This is a genomic window from Cyanothece sp. BG0011 (genome assembly GCF_003013815.1).
GTDB lineage: Bacteria > Cyanobacteriota > Cyanobacteriia > Cyanobacteriales > Microcystaceae > Crocosphaera.
Window position 1 is genome coordinate 1 of sequence record NZ_PRLH01000072.1, and the last position, 14,400, is coordinate 14,400.

The 14,400-nt window shown below is 38.2% G+C and carries 16 protein-coding genes; 9 read left to right on the plus strand and 7 right to left on the minus strand.

Features of this window, described 5'->3' with window-relative positions; all coding sequences use genetic code 11:
* The first annotated feature begins 197 nt into the window (after positions 1–197).
* The 5 genes from C4E06_RS10075 to C4E06_RS10095 all read left to right on the plus strand — a co-directional run bounded on the left by C4E06_RS10075 (position 198) and on the right by C4E06_RS10095 (position 4,694).
* Positions 198–1,322 carry a glycosyltransferase family 4 protein gene (locus tag C4E06_RS10075; protein ID WP_107667951.1) on the plus strand — a complete coding sequence of 375 codons (1,125 nt, stop codon included), beginning with the start codon at positions 198–200 and terminating at the stop codon, positions 1,320–1,322.
* Between the two features lie 170 nt (positions 1,323–1,492).
* The gene (gene remA / locus C4E06_RS10080) at positions 1,493–1,765 is read left to right on the plus strand and encodes an extracellular matrix/biofilm regulator RemA (protein WP_107667952.1); all 273 of its coding nucleotides are present in this window, start codon (positions 1,493–1,495) and stop codon (positions 1,763–1,765) included.
* Positions 1,766–1,784: 19 nt separating this feature from the next.
* Positions 1,785–2,348 carry a guanylate kinase gene (gene gmk / locus C4E06_RS10085; protein ID WP_107667953.1) on the plus strand — a complete coding sequence of 188 codons (564 nt, stop codon included), beginning with the start codon at positions 1,785–1,787 and terminating at the stop codon, positions 2,346–2,348.
* A gap of 213 nt (positions 2,349–2,561) precedes the next feature.
* On the plus strand, positions 2,562–2,939 hold the full coding sequence (locus C4E06_RS10090; protein ID WP_107667954.1) for a hypothetical protein: 378 nt from the start codon (positions 2,562–2,564) through the stop codon (positions 2,937–2,939).
* A 54-nt stretch (positions 2,940–2,993) separates the two neighbouring features.
* On the plus strand, positions 2,994–4,694 hold the full coding sequence (locus C4E06_RS10095) for a S8 family serine peptidase (protein WP_107667955.1): 1,701 nt from the start codon (positions 2,994–2,996) through the stop codon (positions 4,692–4,694).
* A 66-nt stretch (positions 4,695–4,760) separates the two neighbouring features.
* On the opposite strand, the gene metH is transcribed toward C4E06_RS10095, so the two are convergent.
* The 4 genes from metH to C4E06_RS10120 all read right to left on the minus strand — a co-directional run bounded on the left by metH (position 4,761) and on the right by C4E06_RS10120 (position 9,659).
* Complete coding sequence (gene metH / locus C4E06_RS10100; RefSeq protein WP_107667956.1) at positions 4,761–8,342, minus strand: methionine synthase; 3,582 nt, start codon at positions 8,340–8,342, stop codon at positions 4,761–4,763.
* Between the two features lie 101 nt (positions 8,343–8,443).
* On the minus strand, positions 8,444–8,662 hold the full coding sequence (locus C4E06_RS10105) for a hypothetical protein (protein ID WP_107667957.1): 219 nt from the start codon (positions 8,660–8,662) through the stop codon (positions 8,444–8,446).
* A 447-nt stretch (positions 8,663–9,109) separates the two neighbouring features.
* Positions 9,110–9,415 (minus strand): DUF3181 family protein, encoded by a 306-nt coding sequence (locus C4E06_RS10115; RefSeq protein WP_107667958.1) that lies wholly within the window; start codon positions 9,413–9,415, stop codon positions 9,110–9,112.
* On the minus strand, positions 9,408–9,659 hold the full coding sequence (locus C4E06_RS10120) for a 2TM domain-containing protein (RefSeq protein WP_107667959.1): 252 nt from the start codon (positions 9,657–9,659) through the stop codon (positions 9,408–9,410). Before C4E06_RS10120 ends, C4E06_RS10115 begins: the two co-directional genes overlap by 8 nt.
* Before the next feature lie 149 nt (positions 9,660–9,808).
* Between C4E06_RS10120 and fabZ the strand changes: the two genes are divergently transcribed.
* Positions 9,809–10,297, plus strand: coding sequence for a 3-hydroxyacyl-ACP dehydratase FabZ (fabZ, locus tag C4E06_RS10125; RefSeq protein WP_107667960.1), 489 nt, complete (start codon positions 9,809–9,811; stop codon positions 10,295–10,297).
* A 58-nt stretch (positions 10,298–10,355) separates the two neighbouring features.
* Here the strand turns inward: fabZ and C4E06_RS10130 are convergent, their stop codons facing one another.
* On the minus strand, positions 10,356–11,708 hold the full coding sequence (locus C4E06_RS10130) for a cytochrome P450 (protein WP_107667961.1): 1,353 nt from the start codon (positions 11,706–11,708) through the stop codon (positions 10,356–10,358).
* Positions 11,709–11,902: 194 nt separating this feature from the next.
* On the opposite strand from C4E06_RS10130, the gene C4E06_RS10135 reads away from it, so the two are divergent.
* Positions 11,903–12,241 (plus strand): hypothetical protein, encoded by a 339-nt coding sequence (locus C4E06_RS10135; protein WP_107667962.1) that lies wholly within the window; start codon positions 11,903–11,905, stop codon positions 12,239–12,241.
* Positions 12,242–12,327: 86 nt separating this feature from the next.
* Here the strand turns inward: C4E06_RS10135 and C4E06_RS10140 are convergent, their stop codons facing one another.
* A complete protein-coding gene (locus tag C4E06_RS10140; protein WP_107667963.1) occupies positions 12,328–12,582 on the minus strand; it encodes a SemiSWEET transporter in 255 nt (84 codons plus the stop codon).
* Between the two features lie 121 nt (positions 12,583–12,703).
* Between C4E06_RS10140 and C4E06_RS10145 the strand changes: the two genes are divergently transcribed.
* Together C4E06_RS10145 and C4E06_RS10150 are read left to right on the plus strand one after the other, a co-directional pair.
* Positions 12,704–13,408: a helix-turn-helix transcriptional regulator gene (locus C4E06_RS10145; RefSeq protein WP_107667964.1), complete on the plus strand. Its 705-nt coding sequence runs from the start codon at positions 12,704–12,706 to the stop codon at positions 13,406–13,408.
* Between the two features lie 209 nt (positions 13,409–13,617).
* A complete protein-coding gene (locus C4E06_RS10150; RefSeq protein ID WP_107667965.1) occupies positions 13,618–14,031 on the plus strand; it encodes a hypothetical protein in 414 nt (137 codons plus the stop codon).
* Here C4E06_RS10150 and C4E06_RS10155 read toward each other — a convergent pair.
* On the minus strand, positions 14,028–14,400 hold a 373-nt coding region (locus C4E06_RS10155), incomplete at its 5' end, for an AIR synthase-related protein (protein ID WP_255412141.1). The genes C4E06_RS10150 and C4E06_RS10155 overlap by 4 nt on opposite strands.

Sequence of the window (14,400 nt, forward strand, 5' to 3'; positions counted from 1 at the left end):
AGTTTTTAATTGAATAGAAAACTGCTTCAACTCTTTTTCATGGTGGGTTACGGTGGATCGTTAAGCAATTAACTTGTCTCATAAATTATAGCCACCTAACCCACCCTACAGACTTCTCTATTTTCTATGTAATTGGATCTACCTTACAGTCTAAATATGTTATCTTTAAGGGTGACAAAAATTGACAATAATATATAATGTCTAATTATACCTTTGTTTTCTTAGAAATCTTTTCCCAAGAAGGTGGAATACAAGCTTATGTTAAAGATGTTCTCAAAGCTTATCTATCCTTAATAGAAAAATCTTCTAATGCACCCAAAACAGACATTTTTTTATTAAGAGATGCACCAGACTGTAACAACCCCTTAACCAGTAATTTAATTACTTATCATTATTTGAAAACCCTTCCGGCCTGGAAAGGAAGATTAAAATTAGCGATAAACTTATTAACCCATTTAATCCAAAAACGACCAAAAAGAGTTTTTTGTGGACATATTAATTTGGCCCCATTAGTTCAATTTTTTTGTCAACCCTTGGGTATTCCTTACACTGTTTTAACCTATGGGAAAGAAGTCTGGAAAACCTTACCCAAAGCTCAACAAACCGCCTTAAAAAATGCCGATTCTATTTGGACCATTAGCCGTCATAGTCGGGATTGTTTATGTCAAGCTAATAATATTAATCTTAACAAAGTAGAAATCGTTCCTTGTATTGTCGATGGTCATCAATTTACCCCAGGAGAAAAGCCCATCGAACTGATAGAAAAATACCAATTACAAGACACAAAAGTATTAATGACCGTTGCCCGATTATGGTCGGGGGACATATATAAGGGGGTAGATGTGACCATAAGAGCCTTACCGAAAATTTTACAATCCTTTCCTAATGTTAAATATGTCGTTATCGGAAGAGGAGATGATCGCCCCCGTTTAGAACAATTAACCAAAGAGTTAGGTATCAGCGATCGCGTGGTGTTTGCCGGCTTTGTTGCCACGGAAGACCTAGTTAACCATTATCGAATGGCCGATGCTTATATCATGCCTTCCCAAGAAGGGTTTGGCATTGTCTATTTAGAAGCCATGGCCTGTGGGGTTCCAGTTTTGTCAGGAGATGCTGACGGTTCGGCCGATCCCTTACAAGACGGGAAACTAGGTTGGCGTGTCCCTCATCGTGATGCTGATGCAGTAGGGCAAGGCTGCATAGAAATCCTTCAAGGGAATGACCAACGCTGTCAGGGGCAATGGTTGCGACAACAAACCCTGGCACAATTTAGCCCCGATGCACTGTCCCAAAAATTAGCATCTTTGCTAAAGATTAATTGATTATTATCTATGGAATAAGTTAATTAGAGGATAAATATGAGAAAAAGTTGAAAAGAAACTGAAAAGTATCAAAGAATATTCCTTTAGACGTTGTAAGTCTCAATTTTAATCGATATCATAGGAAACGTACTGTATTAATTACTTCTCACACGGTATAACCGTTAATCATTATGGAAAGCATACAACTCATCAACATTGGGTTTGGCAATATTGTTTCTGCTAATCGCGTTATCGCTATTGTAAGCCCAGAATCAGCCCCCATAAAACGTATTATCACCGATGCTCGTGAAAGAGGTCAACTAATTGACGCTACCTATGGTCGTCGCACTCGTGCGGTCATAATTACTGATTCAAGTCACGTGGTTTTATCGGCCATACAGCCGGAAACCGTCGCTCATCGTTTTGTGGTCAACAAAGAAACTGCTACCATCAACAGCAATTAATGTCCTTTGGGCTAAATTCATGGCATCAGGAAAGTTAGTCGTATTAACCGGTCCTAGCGGTGTGGGAAAAGGCACGTTAGTTCGTGCTTTATTAAACCGTCATCCCGAACTCTATTTATCGATTTCTGCCACCACTCGTTCTCCTCGTCAGGGGGAAGTAGAGGGTAATGATTACTATTTCTTAAGTAAGAGTGCCTTTGAAACCATGATCGAGCAGAATCAATTATTAGAATGGGCAGAGTATGCCGATAATTATTATGGTACTCCCCGGGCTAAGGTTGAAGAAAAAATCAACCAAGGTTTAATTGTACTTCTAGAAATAGAAGTGGTTGGGGCAAAAGCCATAAAAAACAGCTTTCCTGATGCTTTGAGAATCTTTATTATTCCCCCTTCCATTGAAGAATTAGAACATCGTTTAAGAAGTCGAAAAACGGACTCAGAAGCAGCTATTTTACGTCGTTTAGATAGGGCAAAAGAAGAATTAGCAGTCAGTGAAGAATTTGATAAACGTATTATTAATGATGATTTAGAAATAGCTTTAACGAAACTTGAAAAAGCTATTTTTTCTGATGAGATAAGTTAGAAAATATTCAATAAAAATATAAAAAAGTTAGATTAATTCATTTTAGAATGGATTAATTTTTAAATTGATATCAGAAAATTTACTGAATATTTGTGTTTTCTCTTTACATTAGTGTCCGTGTTTTTTGGGATTGACACTTATTAATTATCATCCATATCTTGGTAATAAGCTAGGGAAAATTGACCCTTATTATGATCCGATGTAGGATAAACCATGAATCATTCAACAAAGTTTAAACACGACTTAGAAAACCTTACTCAAAAGACATTTTACTTTTGTTTAGGTGCCACTTCTTCTGTTGTTCAAAATACCCAAGAAAATTTACAACAGTTGTCAAAAAATGCTCAACAAACCGTTGAAGAATTAATCAAACGAGGAGAAGATACTTATTATTATTCCCCTGAAATTAATTTTCCTAATTTTCAGAATAAAGAATCTGTAAGTATAGGGTTAAAAAATCATCTTTTTATGTTAGTCAAAGGAGATAAAGACTTAGCAAAAAGATTAATTAATTTACAAAAACAAAAAAATCCCGGCCATCCTGAAAAATGGTATTGGGAAAAAGTTATTTATGACTTAGAAAGACATTAAAATTGAATGTGAAATCCTAAGCTTAATCAACATAATTAATGGAAAAACAAAAACATGAAATTCTTAAAACGTATCGGAATCATTGCCTTATTTTTTCTGGGAGTCTCTTGGGCAGTTTGTAACTTTCAAGGATTAGCTAATAAAGGGGAATTTGATTCTATTGTTCTCAACTTCAAACAAGATATTCCTATCACAGAAGTTGAAAACAAAATTAGCCAACTCAGTCAACAGTATAATCAAGAAATTCATCTAAATAGTGAATTTTCTAACAATGAAAGAGTTTACATTCTCGAAGGAAATAAACAGTTTCTCAAACAATTAAAAGAATCGGGATTATCTGAACTCACCGATTATATTGAACCCAATTATCAATATCATACCCTAGAAGCCGTTAACGATCCTCAATATAGTGAACAATGGAATCTGCAAAATATTAATATTGAAGCGGCCTGGCGAAAAGCTAAAGGTAAAGGGGTAACCGTTGCCGTTATTGACACAGGGGTTAGTCGTGTTCCTGACTTACAAAAAACCGAATTTGTCGAAGGCTATGACTTTGTTAATGATAAAAAAGAGGCCAATGATGATCATGGCCACGGAACTCATGTCGCCGGAACTGTTGCCCAATCAACTAATAATAGATATGGAGTTGCAGGGGTTGCGTATCAGGCAAAAATTATGCCCTTAAAAGTGCTATCGGCTGCTGGGTTTGGGACCATTTCTGATATCGCCGAAGCCATTCGCTTTGCTGCTGATCATAATGCCGACATTATTAACATGAGTTTAGGGGGGGGTGGGGCCAGTCAAATGATGGAAGATGCCATTAATTATGCCCATGAAAAAGGTGTGGTTATTGTGGCAGCCGCCGGCAATGAAGGCCGTAGTTCGGCCTCTTATCCGTCTCGTTATGATAAGGTAATTAGTGTTTCTGCGTTGAATGCCAATAACGAGAAAGCTTTTTATTCTAATTATGGGGTAGGTGTAGATATTTCGGCCCCAGGGGGTGGACAAGATAAAAAAATCCTTCAAGAAACCATTGATCCTAATACCGGACAAGCAATCTTAACCGGGTTTATGGGAACCAGTATGGCTTCTCCCCACGTTGCGGGGGTGGCTGCCTTAATTCGTTCGGCCGGTGTGAAAGAACCGGATAAAATTCGTCAGATTTTAGAAGGGTCTGCCAAAGACATTGAAAACGATAAATTGAACTATTACGGTTCCGGTCAATTAGATGCAGAAGCCGCCTTAAAATTAGCCAAAAAAGGACAATTTCCCCTGGGGTTAGATCATGATTTATTAATGAAGCTGTTAATGTTAGCAGTGGCCTATGGGTTCACTGTCTGGTTTAGTCAATCTATCCGTTTTACAGACCTTTTTCATCTGGGAATGGTGTTAGGAAGTTGTGGCTTTTTCTTGTTAAAGCTAGTGGAAATTTTCGATGTTCCCCAATGGCCGTTAAGGTTAGTGAGTAGTCCGTTAGGAGAATGGGGTAATGCTATTCAGGGGAGTGTGGATATTAATCCCATTTTTGCCAGTGTTCTCATTCCTTTCTGTCTCATGGCCTTACTATTAGGAAATAGTATCGCAAAATGGTTTGCCATGGGAATAACCCTAGGAATGGCAGGATTTTTAACCGTGACCACTTTTACTTCTCCCGGTCTCTGGTTATTCAGTTCAGACTTACTGTCTCAAATCTTTTTAGGGGTTAATGCTTTGCTGTGTTTAGGGTTAGTGAGTTTATCTTTAAAAGAAAGTTAAGTCTCTGACTAACAAAAATTTTGCGATCGCCTATTTCCGACGGGGAAGTGGGCGATCGCATTTTTTTTAGGCACTAAAATATTTAGCCACAGGATGATAAGCAATAATGGCGGTGGTAGACTGTTCTGGATAGATTTGCTCACTTTCATCCATATACATATTAATGCGATCGCATCCCATCACTTCTAATTGTTTATATTGATCTTGGATATTAGGACAAGCAGGGTATCCAAAGCTGTAACGGGAACCTTGATAATGTTGTTGTAGCATTTCTCGAATATTATCGGGTTCTTTCTCAGAAAATCCTAATTCTTTGCGTATTTTGGTATGAGTCCATTCCGCTAAAGCTTCGGCGGTTTGAACGGCCATGCCATGATAATAGAGGTAATTGGTGTAATCGTCAGCAGCAAAAAGTTTTTGGGCGTATTCTGTGGCAATATCCCCTACTGTTACGGCCTGCATTGGAAATACATCAGTTTTTCCTGATTCTTTGGGACTAAAGAAGTCGGCAATACAAAGACGACGGCCAGATTTTTGACGAGGAAAGTCAATTTTCCAGATAGGTTCTAAATCTTCTGGGATTTTGTTGTTAGCTTTTTCAACCGTTTCGGGATCGTAAATCAATAAACTATTATCTTGAGACTGACAAGGAAAGTAACCATAAATTACTGTAGGATGTAATAAGTTTTCTGTGACGACTTTCTGTTTCCATTCTTCTAAAATAGGATAAACTTTTTCGGCTAAAAATGCCTCATACTCTTTCCGTGATTGTTCTTTAGGTTTACGGAATTGCCATTGACCTGCGATCAATGCTTGTAAATCTAAATACCAGAAGATTTCATTTAAGTCGAACTCGTTAGGTTTTATTATTTTAGTTCCCCAAAATGGAGGGGTTGGAGGTTCCATTATTTCAACGGCTTCAGATCGTTTTGTATCGATCACCATTGGGGTTTCGGGGGTAGCAGATTTACCATTCTTCTCACTCGCTTTTTCGGCTGCTTTTTCCCCTCTTTCTTCTTGGAAGAGACTATTATTTTCTGTAAATTCTCCTAAAAACCCATCTAAATTATCCCAATTTTCTGCTGCTTTTGCTGGCATTAATTTATCCATAAAATGCAAGTCCGAGAAGGCATCTTTACCATAGACGACTTTACCTTTATAGGTATTTTGACAGTCTTCATAGACAAATTTTGGGGTTAAGGCTGCGCCCCCTAAAATCACAGGAACATTGATACCACGCTCATTAAATACCTCTAAATTATCCTTCATAAATGCGGTTGATTTCACCAATAAACCACTCATGGCGATACAGTCAGGTTGATGTTCTTCATAAGCTTGGATAATGTTTTCAACCGGTTGTTTAATCCCTAAATTAATGACTTTATAGCCATTATTGGAGAGAATAATATCAACCAAATTTTTACCGATATCATGAACATCTCCTTTAACCGTTGCAATGAGAAATTTACCTTTTCCACTGTCATTCTCTTCTCCTTCTTCTTTATCCATAAACGGTTCTAAATAAGCAACAGCCGCTTTCATAGTTTGTGCAGATTGTAGAACAAAAGGTAACTGCATTTGTCCCGAACCAAATAACTCACCCACCACTTTCATTCCATCTAATAAAAAGATGTTAATAATATCCAACGGAGGATATTGCTTTAATGCTTCTCCTAGTGCATCTTCTAACCCTAACCGTTCCCCATCAATGATATGCTGTTTTAACCGTTCTTCTATGGGCAAATTAGCGGTTTGCGAGGGATCTTTTTTGGTTGTCTTCCCTGCGAATAATTCTGTTAACTTGGTTAACGGATCATAGGTACAAATATCACCATCAAACTCTCGTCGATCATAAATTAAATCACGGCAGACTTTTTGATGATCTTCTTCAATTTTTGCTAAGGGTAAAATTTTACTCGCGCTAACAATTGCCCCATCTAACCCCACTTGCATTGACTCGTATAAAAACACCGAGTTTAACACTTGTCTGGCCGCCGGATTTAAGCCAAAGGAAATATTAGAAATACCTAAGAGGATATGACACCCTGGTAATTCTTCTCGAATGCGTTTGATCGCTTCAATGGTAGCTTTTCCGTTCTCTCTATCCTCTTCTATCCCTGTCGAAATCGGTAACGCTAAGGGATCAAAAAAGATTTCATGTGCCGGTATTCCGTATTCTATAGCTGCATCATAAGCCCGTTTTGCAATTTCAAATTTTTTGTTTGCGGTGCGTCCCATTCCTTCTTCATCGATGGTTCCCACTACCACACCGGCACCGTATTTTTTAGCTAATTCTAATACTTTTAAAAACCGTTCTTCCCCGTCTTCATAGTTAGTGGAATTGAGAATACATTTACCACCAGCAACCTTTAACCCTGACTCCATTTTTTGCCATTCTGTGGAGTCTAGCATCAAAGGAAGGGTGATATTATTCACTAAACGAGAGGCTAATTCGTGCATATCTCGCACTCCATCCCGTCCCACATAATCCACGTTCACATCTAAAACGTGCGCCCCTTCTTTGACCTGAGATTTTGCCAAGGACACTAAACTATCCCAGTCTTCAGCATCTAATAACTTACGACATTTCTTAGACCCACTGGCGTTTAATCGTTCCCCAACAATTAAGAATGAATTATCTTGAATATAAGGTTGTGTGCTATAAATTGAAGCTGCCGAAGGTTCATAGTCTGGATGCCGTTCTTTAGGGGTTAAATCTTGTGAAAGTTCTGATAAAGATTTAATATGATCGGGACGAGTTCCACAACATCCCCCAATAATTTGTACTCCCAAATCTTCGATAAAGTGCATTAACGCCATCTTTAATTCTATGGGAGTCAAACGATAATGAGCTTGTCCCCCAACATTCTCAGGTAAACCTGCATTGGGAATACAAGAAACAATAAAAGGAGAATGTTCTGATAAATATTTAATATGTTCTTTCATCTGTTCAGGACCCGTGGCACAATTGAGTCCTAAAATATCAATGTTATAAGGTTCCAAAATCGCTAAGGCTGCACTTATCTCTGTTCCCACTAACATGGTTCCCATGGTTTCCATGGTAATTGAAACCATGAGGGGTAAACGGTTTCCCTTCTTCTCAAAAACTGCTTCGACTGCGTTTAAAGCTGCTTTTATTTGCAGTACATCCTGACAAGTTTCAATAATTAATAAATCTGCACCCCCATCGTATAACCCCTCTGCTTGCTCAGTATATGCGTCTCTGAGGGTGTCAAAGTCGATATGACCTAATGTGGGTAACTTTGTCCCTGGACCCATTGAACCCGCCACAAAACGGGGCTTTTCTGGGGTAGAATATTCAGCGGCCATTTTTTTAGCGATTTCTGTTGCTCTTTTGTTGAGATAATACGCTTTATCCTCTAAATCATACTCTGCAAGGACGATAGACGTTCCCCCAAAGGTGTCCGTTTCGATGACATCTGCACCCACCTCTAAAAACCCTCGGTGTACCTTTTCTACTGCTTCAGGTTTAGTATGCACTAAATATTCATTGCACCCTTCATATTCGGGTCCTCCGAAGTCTTCTGCGGTCAAGTTTTGACTTTGTAGGGAGGTTCCCGTTGCACCGTCAAAGACAAGTACGGGACGTTTTGGACTATTGAGATGGTTGAGGAAGGTACTATTCATGGATGTGATAGAGTGGCAGATTAAAGGATTAAGATTTATTATAAAAAATATAGTAACTTAGGGAAAGCCTGTTACCAACTTGACTAAACCCTTCTTTAAAATTACATAAGATAATTCTTAAGTTCTGGATATTGTCTCAATAAACCATCAATATTGATTTCTAAACGACCTTTGCTATGAGCCAAAACAATTTCATAACAAGAAATTGATGACACTCCGACTCGCTCTGCTTGTCGAATTTTTCCTACCCATTCTAAAGGAAACTGATCAAAACTTTCATTGATATACCAAAACCAAATATGAGTATCAAGAACTATCATTTAAGACATTCCCAATCTTCTTGATCTACGAGAGGACTAACAATATCGCCTACTGTTTTTCCTTTCCCAATTAAATGAGTGGGGGTTTTTCTTTGGGGAGTTGAGGAAACTGAGGTTTCTTCTTCAATGACAATAATGGCACGAGTTGTCTGTGCTTTGGGTTTTTCACCGAGCCAGTTAATGCGGTCTTGCTTTGCAAGTGCCTACGGCAACGCCTTCTATGGTAACGTCATAACTTTTAAGCATGGTTGTTATTTCCCTTATCAATAGCTAATCAAGTTAATTATAAATAAGTTTACCTGTCTCATTAACTATTGCGTTATTATAATCACCTCAAAACTCTAGCACTAGGGTTTTTGTTTCAAGATGGTTATCCTTATGAATCAGCTAAAAAAACCGACAAAATCAACAAAAATCTTCATCAATATCTATAAGAATAGCAAATATTTATCGTTGCTGGAATTCTTCAAGTAACTCAAGTAAATTCGTTTGACATTGCTTCGGTAATAATTCAAACAGAGAAAGTTCTTTTTTTCCTCCTCCCAAGGAAACAGAAATATTACGAAGAATATCATTAATCGCATCTTCGCTTAGTTCATCATTTTCGAGCAGAGGATAGACTTTTTCAGCGACGGTGGTATGTAAATGAGCATCGGATAGATAAAGATGCCATTTAGCGACATCAATGTAGATATTTTCACCAATTTCGGCAGCGAGGGATTCAACTGCTTGGGTTGTCTTATAATTAGCCATGGGATTTTTTGCTATAGTCAGCGATCGCAGCAATATAAACTAAGTGTCCTAGCAACACCATTCCCCAGATTCCTGAAAACCAGCCAATCCAACTCCATTCCGCTTGCCGGATATTATGGACAAACCAGACACCCGAGTTACAGGCTAAGAAGGCAGCGACATGAACAGCAAAGGTCATGCGATCGTCAAGACGACGGAATTGGGGATCAGCGCGATCGGGTTTACGGGGCCAACGGGGAGGCATAGGAACTTACATCTATTATAACTTCTCTTTTTTATCTTATCAGAATCTTTCTGTTACTGACTAATAAGAAATATGAAATCATCTAGAAAATTTCTTGAATAATGAAACAATGAGAAAGAATTATTTTTATTGATGGTTGTTTAATTACTATGTCTGATGTTACTGCACCCCCTGTTGATAACTCCACTGAAAATACAACAATTCAAACGACCTTTACGGTTCAAGAAATCCGAGAATTATTACCCCATCGTTATCCTTTTGCCTTAGTGGATCGTATCATCGATTATGAGCCTGGAAAGAAGGCCGTAGGCATTAAAAATGTCACCATTAATGAGCCTTTTTTTCCCGGACATATTCCTAGTTTGCCCATTATGCCGGGGGTTTTAATTGTGGAATCTATGGCACAGGTTGGGGGAATTGTTCTTACTTTATTACCAGGAATGAAAGGGGTATTTTTTGCCTTTGCAGGGATTGATAAAGTTAGGTTTCGTCGTCAAGTGATTCCCGGAGATCAATTAATTATGACAGTGGAATTATTAACCCTCAAACGGAACCGAATTGCCAAAATGAAAGGACAAGGAACCGTAGATGGTGAGTTGGCAGTACAAGGAGAAATGCTCTTTTCTCGTATTGATTAAGCCTTTAAGCATTTAATCACAGTCTGGTGATATTTTAAGGAGGGTTCTAAATCCTCCTCTAAGCATTTTTAGTTAATAATCCTTTGGTAATTATCATTTTAAAGCCATTAGGAGGAGCAACGGTTAATCCTCGTCTAACGGGTTTAAGGGGACGAGCAGAAGCCAGTTTAAATTGATATTTTGATAATAAAGTAAATAAAACTATTTTCATCTCCATTTTGGCTAATTCCATGCCAATACAGCGACGACTTCCCCCACCAAAAGGAAAGTATTCATAGGGTGAAAATTGTCTTTCTAAGAATCTTTCGGGGCGAAATTCTTTAGAATTAGGATAAATATCTTCTCGGTGATGAACTAAATAAATAGCCGGAGCAAAAACCGTTCCAGGTTTGAATTGATATCCCATCAATTCTAAGGGGGTTTCTAAAATACGGAGAAAGGTGGTTAAAATGACTGGATAAATGCGTAAGATTTCGCTACAAACTGCATCTAAATAAGGTAACTTGATCACCTTCAATAAATCAGTCTTATTCTCTAAAGTTGAGAAATGCGATCGCAGTTTTTCTTCAACCTCTGGACAATAATGAATCCAATATAATGCCCAGGTTAAACTGGATGCTGTTGTTTCATGACCAGCAATTAATAGCGTAATCAATTCATCGTGTAATTCTTGATTACTCATGGGGTTTCCTGCTTCATCTTTGGCCAACATTAGCAAGGTTAAAATATCTTTTCCTTGATAATTTTCTTGTTGACGGCGTTCGTCAATTTCAGCATAAATCAAGTCATCAATTTCAGCTTTTATCCGTAAAAAACGACCCCAAGGACTCCAGTTACCCCAATCTTTTTGCAGAAAAGAAAAGAAGATAATGGTAGCATTAGCAGGGGAATTAAAAAATGATAACCAGGATTTCAATAAGGTTTGTAATTTCTGATAACGTTCTCCTTCTGTGATACCAAAAACAGCTTTTAAAATCACCTTTAACGTGATTTCTTGCATGATTTCACGAACGTTAAAAGCGTGATTAATTTCCAGTTTGTCTGTAACTTCATCAGTAATAGAGTCAATCAGTTGGGCATAGCTTTGTAATCTTTCTCCATGAAAAGGAGGGGTTAACAATTTCCGTTCTCTTTGATGTCTTTTCCCTTGTAAAAATAGTAAGGAGTTATCCCCTAATAAGGTCGTTAAAAACCCCCCTCCGGCTGCACTTCTAAAATTAGTTTTATCTGTGGTTAATATTTCTTGAATTCCTTGAGGATTACTAATGTAAACAAAGGGAGTTTCTGATTGACCAAAACTAAAAATATCTCCATATTTTTTATAATAATCTTCTAGGTAATCTAGGGGATAAAAAATTAGTTTAAAAAGTCTCAAGAGTCTGGGGGTAGAAATGCTAGGGGGTAAGGCCATAGTCCTAAGATAAAGTAAAATGAAGAGCTATAAATAATCGTAACATAAAAAAATATTGATTATGGAAACTTAATAGACTGAATAAATTTTTAATAGTTTGATAATGAGTTAGCATTTATTAACAAAAAAAGAGAGAGAAATTGACCCCAATCAGTTACAATGACTACAGAATTCTCCGATAAGGTAAAGTCGCTATGAAGCAAAGTCGTAGCCAAGGAATGGAAATCCAAAAGCGAACCGGACTAGAGCCGAAACATTTCGCAGATTTAGTCAGAGCATCCCAATTGGTTTTTGACCCTACAGGAGGGGTTTTTGGAAGACATTTGCACGTTGATTGGTCTATTTTTGGATTATCTCCTCATATTATTGAGAACTTGAGACAATTAGGGGAAAAGTATCAATATGCGTCGCCTCATGTTCCGATGGAAATTATTTGGATTCAACTAACCCCAGAAACCCGTAGTTGGTTCATCGAACATAAAGATACTTTATGGCAAATAGAAGAAGTATTCCCCCCCATTGATGAGGATTAAACTTTCGTAGACTTAGTTATTTTGTCCCGCAACTGATTGATTAAAATTGTAGAATATTCAATCAATCAGTTGCGGGACTTTTTTGGTTACTTATATTTCAGTTTCAAAATAAGAATAGGAAACGCTAGAATAAAAGTAGCAACATTAGTCATGATCACAGGAATATCTCTCATGAATAAACCGTAAATAATCCACAATAAAAGACCACTACAAAACAGCAAAAACATTTCTAAAGAAATATCTTTAGTTGAACGGGTTTTCCAAGTCTTGAGCATTTGGGGAAAAAAAGAAATAGTAGTTAAGGTTCCTGCTACTAAACCAATCCAAGTAATAGAATTCATAGGTCAGTCATAAGGGGTAATCAACGGATAATAATAACAAAAATGTAATTATTATTATTCCTATGACTAAATTTAAGGTAAACTCAGGATAATTGGTATTAAATCATTAATATTAATCTTTATGAACCAGTCTACCACTTATGTCTCTAACCAGCAAAAATTACAGCAGTTGATGCAGCAAGCAGAAATTGCTAATTTTGAGCAATTAAGTCAATTGTCTGGGGTGTCTCAATGGCAGTTAAATCGACTATTAACGGGGTTACTTCCTAAATTACCCATTACGGACTTGCTCAAGCTGTCCCAGGTGTTAAAAATCTCTCTAGAACAGTTATTACTACAGTTTGAAACCACAGAATCCTTGAGTGCAGATTGGGAAATAGCCAGTCAAGGAATTTCCGTTAATGTTGATAGTCATGTTCCGTCATTGCAACAGGAATATAAACAGTTACAACAGCAACTAGAGCAACAAAAAGAGCAGTTAGAAAAAGAATTTCAAGGATCGAGTATCGCGGCCTTAGAATCTTGGTTATTGCAATGGCCCACCGCTGCTATTGTCGCTCAAAAAAATCCTTCGATTTCTGCGGTTAAATTATTGCCCTTAGTCAAACCTGTTTTTGAATTACTCAAACAATGGGGACTAGAGATGAAAGGAAGTGTCGGGGAAGTGGTTCCTTATGATCCTCAGTCCCATCAACTTTTAGAAGGAGGGGGCCATGCTGAACCGGGTGACCCCGTGGTTATTCGCTATGTGGGATATGGTCAGGACCATAAACTTTTGTATCGTGCCAAGGTCAGTCCGGTGAAGAAGGAAGAAACAACTAGCTAATTTTCGTTACAAATATTGACAAATCAGCGATCTTTTTTCGAGGTTCTAGGGGCTTTTTGTCAAAGTTATCTGACATTTCTCCAAAAAACGCCATTTCGTTACATTTGATACTTACTTTTACGGTGACCTCTTTCTATCCTTAAAACCTAAGGTTGCTGTTAAGTCTCACTTCAACACATCCTTTTGTTGAATTGGTAATCATTAACTTTATGGCCCACCATGGAATTTTCATGTTGTTAGAGAAATATCCTCAACTACGGCCAATGATTAAGCAGGGTCGCTATTTACTCGGATATACGGATGGTAGTTGCGAGGGGAAACAGATACCAGTCTTTTTATTGCGTTCTCCCTGGACTCAATTTTGTATCTGGGCGAGTACGGATGAATTAGCTATGCCGGCCGGAGGGGTTTTGCTGATCACTGATGATCCTGAGTGGAGTGTGGAAAGTCACTGGAAAGCCTACAGCTTAGTGACCCCTGTTTCTACTCACCCATCCCCCCAAAATCGTCGCCAGAAACACTCAAAACCAGCTTCACCTATGACTACCCTGGCAGCGGAAATTGCCACCGAAGCCGCCCAAAATACTCGCACTCAGGGACATAATATGAGTCCTGCTACTTAGCAAATTCTGGGTAGTTGTTCTCCGCTTAACATATCAACAATGCGCTGAGAACCAATTTTACTTTCTAGGGTGACTAACCCCATACCCGTTCCCTGGCCAGTTACTTCGCCAATAACAGAAGCGTCTTGAGAAAAAGATTTCATAATTTCCAAGGCAGCCTTAACTGAGTTTTGCGGAATAAAAGCAACAAATTTCCCCTCGTTGGCAACATAGAGGGGATCAAACCCTAGAATTTCGCAGGCCCCTTGTACATCTTCTTGAACAGCGATCGCCCTTTCTTTAATATTGATCGTCACTTCGGCACTGGTGGCGATTTCATTTAAGGCACTGGCTACACCCCCTCGGGTTAAGTCCCTTAAACAATGAATT